General features: G+C 61.7%; 8 protein-coding genes, 2 tRNA genes and 1 rRNA gene. 5 read left to right on the forward strand and 6 right to left on the reverse strand.

The genetic code is table 11. The features are described from left to right. A complete protein-coding gene (locus tag NDI56_RS16095; RefSeq protein ID WP_310920673.1) occupies positions 1–339 on the reverse strand; it encodes a DUF8134 family protein in 339 nt (112 codons plus the stop codon). Between the two features lie 267 nt (positions 340–606). Between NDI56_RS16095 and NDI56_RS16100 the strand changes: the two genes are divergently transcribed. The 4 genes from NDI56_RS16100 to NDI56_RS16115 all read left to right on the forward strand — a co-directional run bounded on the left by NDI56_RS16100 (position 607) and on the right by NDI56_RS16115 (position 2,042). After that, positions 607–756 carry a hypothetical protein gene (locus NDI56_RS16100; RefSeq protein WP_310920674.1) on the forward strand — a complete coding sequence of 50 codons (150 nt, stop codon included), beginning with the start codon at positions 607–609 and terminating at the stop codon, positions 754–756. A gap of 46 nt (positions 757–802) precedes the next feature. Then, a complete protein-coding gene (locus NDI56_RS16105) occupies positions 803–1,468 on the forward strand; it encodes a DUF7119 family protein (protein WP_310920675.1) in 666 nt (221 codons plus the stop codon). A 34-nt stretch (positions 1,469–1,502) separates the two neighbouring features. Continuing rightward, positions 1,503–1,576 (forward strand) — tRNA-Lys (locus NDI56_RS16110). Between the two features lie 250 nt (positions 1,577–1,826). Then, positions 1,827–2,042 carry a DUF8123 family protein gene (locus NDI56_RS16115; RefSeq protein WP_310920676.1) on the forward strand — a complete coding sequence of 72 codons (216 nt, stop codon included), beginning with the start codon at positions 1,827–1,829 and terminating at the stop codon, positions 2,040–2,042. 16 nt (positions 2,043–2,058) lie between these two features. Here NDI56_RS16115 and NDI56_RS16120 read toward each other — a convergent pair whose 3' ends face one another. After that, entirely contained in the window at positions 2,059–2,919 is an 861-nt protein-coding gene (locus NDI56_RS16120; protein ID WP_310920677.1) for a hypothetical protein, read from the reverse strand. A gap of 269 nt (positions 2,920–3,188) precedes the next feature. Between NDI56_RS16120 and NDI56_RS16125 the strand changes: the two genes are divergently transcribed. Next, complete coding sequence (locus NDI56_RS16125) at positions 3,189–3,875, forward strand: hypothetical protein (protein ID WP_310920678.1); 687 nt, start codon at positions 3,189–3,191, stop codon at positions 3,873–3,875. Here the strand turns inward: NDI56_RS16125 and NDI56_RS16130 are convergent. From NDI56_RS16130 to rrf, 4 genes are all read right to left on the reverse strand, one after another. Beyond that, positions 3,861–6,089, reverse strand: coding sequence for an N-6 DNA methylase (locus tag NDI56_RS16130; protein WP_310920679.1), 2,229 nt, complete (start codon positions 6,087–6,089; stop codon positions 3,861–3,863). The genes NDI56_RS16125 and NDI56_RS16130 overlap by 15 nt on opposite strands. A gap of 219 nt (positions 6,090–6,308) precedes the next feature. Continuing rightward, positions 6,309–6,384, reverse strand: a tRNA-Cys gene (locus NDI56_RS16135). A gap of 46 nt (positions 6,385–6,430) precedes the next feature. Then, positions 6,431–6,688, reverse strand: a complete 258-nt coding sequence (locus NDI56_RS16140; protein WP_310920681.1) for a DUF5789 family protein — start codon at positions 6,686–6,688, stop codon at positions 6,431–6,433. 103 nt (positions 6,689–6,791) lie between these two features. Further along, positions 6,792–6,911 (reverse strand): 5S ribosomal RNA (gene rrf / locus NDI56_RS16145); the annotation flags it as partial.

The following is a 6,911-nucleotide window of genomic DNA, read 5'->3' on the forward strand; positions in this document are numbered from 1 at the left end:
TTATTCCGAGTCGGTGTCTCGGGCGTGTTTCCCCGGGAAATGGACGCTCTCGTGGACGACACCGTAGAACTCCCCCGAATCCGGCTCGACGACGCGCCCGACCGTCAGCCAGTCGGTGACGCCGCTCTCGCCACACGCGATACACTGGCCGGCGATTCTGGCCTCGATATTCGGGTAGTCGACGCCGACTTTGACGAACCCTTCGGCGAGGAAATCGGCCATCTCACACCCACAGAAGTCCGTTTGCGCCAGCCGCCACAGGTCCGAGACGTTCACTTCACGGGAGTCGTTGACGGATATCCACGCACCGTCGTCGAGCTGGTGAACGTCGGTCGTCATTACATCTCATTAGATTTCCGAGATACCTCAGGGCATCGGCGCTGTCAACTTTCGCCGGTGCCGGAGAGACACCGTCGCTGTCTTGCGGTGCATGCGACTAGATACCACGGTCCTCGATTTGTCAGCCCCCGTACAAGGTAGCTGCACGGGTTGCCGGTAAGCCGCAGTGTGGGTTGTTCTTACAGGAGAGTGCGGGCTTAAGGTAAGTGGGCCATTAGGACGGAGTAGCGACAGGCGACGACATCCGTCGTTGCTCTACCAGAAACGATGACGAACGCACACCAAACGCACGACGAAGCCGACGCCGAAGTCGACGAACCAACCACCGACCACCTCGACGACGTCGAGGACGGATGTGGCTGCACCGAGATCTGGGAACACATGAGCGAGGAGCGCGAGAGCGCCTCGGACGACTGATTCCCGGACGGGATGCTTTTGTGCTGGGACCGCTAACCGCGTACTGATGCCAGACGACGCACCGTCGACCGACCGGGAGTCACCGGTCGGGAAACCAGTCATCCGTGGCGACCCGACACTCACCGGGCAACACGCAGACGAGGCCGTCGAGTTCGACCCCGACGACCCGGAGAGCCTCGGGCTCGCTGCACAGACCGTGCGGCGCTTCTCAGAGAACACCGCCGGAGCCGACGACAACGTCTACATGCTCCGCGGGGCGGCGGCGTGTGCGGCACTGGTCCGTGGCGAGGGGTCCTACAAGGCGGCCGCCGAACGTGCCGGCGGCGACGCGACCGTCTCCTTCATCCGGAAGTGGTCCCGCGTCCACGACCTCCCCCGCTCGATACGTATCCACGTCGCGAAGGGGGAAATCGCCCCCACCGCAGCCAAACACATCGCCCGTCTCGCCGGCGAGGCTCGCCTCCTGCTCGCCTGGGCCGCACTGGACCACGGGCTGACCGTCCGCCAGATACGCTCGGTCGCCAGCGGCGTCAACGACGGCGCGACCATCGAGGACGCTCTCGCAGCGGAGGGGTACCGGCTCGGGGAGCTCACGATCGACATCGACACCGACGCCTACTGCAAGCTCCGCCGGCGGGCCGCGCTCGACGCCACGGATCCCAGCAGCGTCGTCACCGAGTCGCTGGAATCGACGCTCGGCGACGGACCGTAAGTACTTAGCCGCCGGTTCCCCCACCTCCTATCGAGGGCCGGTAGCTCAGTTAGGCAGAGCGTCTGGCTTTTAACCAGATGGTCGGGGGTTCAACTCCCTCCCGGCCCGCTCCTGCGACGAACGGACGTGAGGAGCGGAGCGGCTACGGAGGAGTTGAACCCTGAGAGTCGCAGCGGCCGAACGAAGTGAGGCCGACCGTCTCTCTCCGGTTCAACTTCCGAGAGACGCCGCTGGCGTCTCTCGACCCTCGCAAACGCGAGGCGTTTGCTCAGTCCCTCCCGACCCGTTCGTATTCCGCGAGCGACGGCGAACGTCACAGACCGGATGATTTACCACCCTCACCGCCCAGCCGTGGAGTATGAACGCATTCACCGACGGCTTCGAAGATCCACTGAAACCACTGGGTATCGCCGGTGGGAGCTTCCTCGTGCTCGTCGCGGCGGGCACCATAATCGGTGCCCCGTGGACGACACAGGCGACCACGGGCGGGGCAGTGCTCCAGATAATCGGCTCGGTGCTGATGGCGGTGCTCGGTGTCGCGCTCGCCTACGTCAGCTGGAACAGCGACGAGTAAAAAACCGTTTTCGCGCTCAGCCGCGGTTCGGCAGGTACGCCATCCCGAGCATCAACACGGCCGCGATGCCACTGAGAATCGAGATGCCCCAGATGCCGTTCTTGCGCTCGTGGAAGTAGCTCTGTGCGTCGAGGGTCTCCTGATACTGCGGATACTGGTCGACGCTGACGACCTGCACATTGCTCTGGTCGGGGAAGTGAGCGAAGTACCGGCCGTCGGCGAGCGTGAGGTTCCCGCCCTCGCTGAGTTCGACCGTCCGCTGTCGCGGTGCGGTCCACTCGACCGTCGCGCCGCTGTCTGTCACGTTGGTGATAGTCGTGGCCTGTGTCCCGCTCTCGGCCGGGTAGGTGTACTGGTCACCGGTCGTGAACGTCCGGGTCTCGGGCTCCGGGAGCCACTCCGAAACCGGGCGGAGCGAGTCGTTCTGGCGGTAGACGACGTACTCCGTACCGTTCTGCGTCGCCAGCGAGTTCTCGACGGCGCTGTCCGCGCGGAGCAGCTGGGTCACGTTCTGCTGGGCCGTAAGCGTCAGCGTGCCCGTCGAGTTGTCGGTTGAGACGTTGTAGGTCGTGTTGTCGAGCGTCGTCGTAGACCCTGCCTCTACCGTCGCAGTGTACTGTGAGGAGTTGTTCGTCCACGATAGGTCGGCCGCCATCGACCCACCGCCACCGCCGTGACCACCGCCGCCACCGGACATGTGGATGTTCGAGACAGTGTAGGTCTGCCCGTCGATGGTGAACGAGGAATCGTTAGACAGCTCCGCCCCGTCGAGTTCCACCTCCGGCCGCTGACTCTCCGCGACGCCAATGTACGCATACGCTGCGACACTGACGACGAGGAAGAACACGAAGTATGCCGCCGCGGCTCGTCGTTGCATGTTCCAACGGTCAGACGCCGCGAGGTTTAATGATTACTTTTCGACCGTACAGCCAGCCATGGCCGTCACGCGCGCAGGGACGGCCCGCCACTCCGGACGAAATCCGTACGCATCTGTCCGGGTATCGCTGCTTCGACGCGGAGCCGTGGTTCGTTCCCAGGTAGACACGGTGTACAGAGCCCCCGTTAGAAAGTAACTGACGATATATCGACTCTTAGGCGTGGTTTCTTCGGTAGCGACTACTGAGACCAAGTCGGTGACCTACAGGTATGACAGGTAGTTCGGACGCTGAAAAGGTCGTAGATCTTCGGAACCATCTCGATCTCGTCGCCGACTGGTGTGGGGCGAACGACGGGACGGTTCTCGAATCCACCAAGTCGAAAGACATCGGTACCCACTTCGAGGACTCGCTGCGGGCGCACCTGAACGAGGCCCTCGAATTAGAACGGCGCGGTAGCGCAGCGTCCGGTATCGACCTCCCGCACTTCAACGTCGACGTGAAAACCACGCGCATCACGCGCCCGCAGTCGTCGAGTAAGATTCGAGCGTTCGGGGAACGCCTGGTCGGTGTTCCGTACAACATCCTCCTTATCGTCTACAGTCGGGAAGACGTCGAGGGCGGTGAGCGGTACACCTTCGAGAACTGCGTCTATATCCCGAAAGAACGGACGGGTGACCACCGGAAGAGCGTCGCAGCAGCACAGCGGATTCAGGCGTACAACGACGACGAGATATCGCGACCCGAACTCCGCACAGCGCTCGAAGATCTCGTCTCAGAGAAGTCCGACGACGTGACAGAGATCAAGGAAACCGAGCTCGAGAGCATGATCGAAAACCCGCCGAAACCCGGTGTTATCACGATTAGTCCCGCTGTCCAGTGGCGCTTCAGTTACACGCAGATGAAAGGGGAGGTCCCGGAAGGCGCTGACCGGGTGTACACCTCAGAACGTGGATAGCGTGCGCTGACCCACCTCGGGGAACAGCGTCCCCGCTGACAGCATCTCTTCGACAGTCCGGTCGATCTCCGCCTGAACCGGTTCCAGCTCTTCGATAGTGGTCTTGTTGTACGAGCGCTTGCTCGTGTCCGTATACGCCGGAACGATATCGTGTGCCTCCATCGAGAGTTCCGCCAGACGCAGGCTCTCTTCGGTCTCGTGCCACGCCGGGAGTTCCAGCTGGGAGACCACTGACTTAGAGAGGCTCGCCTTCCCCTCCGAGGCGATATCCTTCAGCGAGCGCTGGTAGATAGCTGAGTTCAGCAGCGCACAGAGGAAGTGGGCTTCCTCTTCGCAATCCGTCCCGATGAACATGTAGTGGTCGCCGGGAACGACCATCTTTTCGCCCAGGTCGTCGTCCTCGACCGTCGAGACGACGGCGAAGTTCGGTTTGAACCCGAGTCGACACCAGACCACCTTGTAATCGGCCCACGTGTAGTCGCCGAGACCGAAGACGTTGTAAAACGGACCCTGCTCCAGCCACGACGACGCCCGGTCTTCGAGCTGTTCCCGACGGTCCGCGAGATACTGATACGTTTTCGGTGAGTTGCTTCGCAGTTCGTCCTCGTTGTCCTCGTTTGCCTTCCGGATCGGGACGAGTCTGAGCTCGTGACCGAACAGCCCGTATTTGACGACGTGTTTCGATTTGATGTACGGGTAGACGTGGTCCGGCTCCAGGGTATCGAGTTGCTCCCGGTCGATCGAGAACACGTCCTGTGCATCGTCCTTTACGCCGTGGCGAATCTCCTGGTCGCAGTCGCCGAGCGCGCCCCGTTCCGCGTCGGCTCGAATCCACGCCGAAGTGCTATCGTCCTCGTCGAGCGGCACGATGGTGGTTTCCCTCGCCCGCAGCGTCTCTCGAATGGCCCCAGTCGTGGCGAAATCGGTGACAGCGCTATCGGCCGTCCACGACGTCGTGTCTATCGGGAACGTCGGCTCCGTGTCCGCCGACAGCGTGTAGACAGCGGCGTTCGCTCCCACCTGGTCGCCGAACGGCTGGAGTTTGTTGAAATCGTGGATGTGGCTCACATCCAGCGGTCGGTCCGCGACTGTGAGCGTTCGGAGTAACTTCCCGGCCGGCCCCTTCATGATGTCGCGCTTCAGCACGAAACTGGCCTGGCCGTTCTCCTGCAGGTAGTGGTGGACACAGACCCAGATGTACGGAACGGCGATGTCGTCGTTCCCGTGCCCGAGCCGTGACACTGCGCCGTCGTGTGGCAGGAGGTCGAGCTGGTCGACGTACGTTTCGCGCCACTGGCTTTTCACGTCCTCGGAGAGCCGCCCCCAGGTAATCCACGGCGGATTGCCGACGAGGTGGGTGACCGACGGTTCGAAGGCCGTACCGTCGACCGTCATCGGTTCGTCCCGCGTCAGTTTGAGTGCATCCGTCAAGAAGACCGGTATTTCGACCGTTTCAGCGTCCGCCTCCTCGATAACCGGAAGCAGTGTCAACAGATAGTTGAGCTTCGTGCTTTTCACCGCGACGGGGTTGAGGTCCATACCGAAGACCGAAGCCGTGACGCTGGACAGGATTTCGTCCGGTTCGTGTGTCGCTTCCATCGCAGCTATTTTCCGGTCGATACAGACGGCGGTGAACACGCCGGACCCGCATCCGGGGTCGAGAAACGAGGCGCTCGCCATATCAGCGACCTCCATCGCGTCGACGGCGAGTTCGGCGACGCCCCGCGGTGTGTAGTACTCCCCGAGGGCGAGTCGGATTTCGCGCGGGAAGACAGTCTCGTAGAGCGACCGAAGGAACTCGGTGTCAGCGTTGCGGAGGTCGTCTTTCGAGAGCGCTGTCGCAAACGTATCTGTCAGGGTGTCGGTAGCGAGGACACGTTCGTGCAGGGCCTGAAAGCTGAACGAGAGCGTCTCGGTGTTGACCCGCGGTTCCTGATTGACGAGGGTGAACTCGAAGGACTGCTCCGCGAACTCGATGAGCTGGTCGACGACGAAATCGTAGTACAGTGAGTCGATGAACAGGTCATCTACCGGGTTATCCAGCGGCAGCGAACCGAAGATGTCCCCGTGGCTGGTAGTGAAAAACGCCTGCCACTCGTCTCGTGCCGTCTGGAACTCCCTATCCTCGGCCAGAAGACGTTGTGCGTTGTCGACGAAATCCGCGTACAGTTGACTGTCACGACCCCACTGGTCGAATTGTTGCAGTTCGTTCATAGTTATAAGATTGGCCGGCAGCCGGGATCTGCTACGTATTGGCTCTTGTACTCTGCACGGTAAGATAAGTATCGGGTAACGGCCCTGCAAGGTGGACGCGTATCTCCACGGGGAGACTGTTGCTGTCCGGCTAACAACTCGAAAGCGCAGTCCCGATAGAGGCTTCTCTCAGAGTGACAGATGCGCGTGGCTGCCGCTCACCGACTGTTCGTCACAGAAAGCCAAGGGCCGGATTTGAACCGGCGATGGGCGGCTCTGCAGGCCGCTGCGTTAGGCCGGACTCTGCCACCTTGGCGCAGTTCACAGTAAAAGAGTGAGTCGCTTAAGAGTAGCGAATTCCGCTAGCCCTCGCCCTCGGACTGCCCGGGTTCGCCGACGCCTTCGACCGGGACGGTGTTGAGAATCGACGACTGGGCCTCGTCCACCGAGTCAAACCGGTTGTCCTCGACACGGTCGAGCACATCGCGTAGCGACTCGGTGCCGTCGGCATAGACGAGTTCCACGTCCTCGAACTCCTGTCGAGCGGTATCGACCGACAGTGGATACGACGCGGAATCGAGCAGTTCCGTCAGTTCGTTCAGTTTGACTTCGCGAGCCATACTGATGCTTCTACGCGCGACACAGTAGTTACACTCTGCATAAATAGGGAAAGCCCACTGCGGAGAGATGACTCTCCGCAGTAGGCTGAAAAACCGGAATGAATGGTGGCGGCGAACCGGATTTCCCAGAGGCTCGCGCACTCCAGTACTCGCCGGAACGCTGGTGAGCTTATCTTCCGTGTTCGGGATGGGTACGGGAGGCAACCTCACCGCTATGGCCGCC

This window comes from Halomicroarcula saliterrae, assembly GCF_031624395.1.
GTDB lineage: Archaea > Halobacteriota > Halobacteria > Halobacteriales > Haloarculaceae > Haloarcula > Haloarcula saliterrae.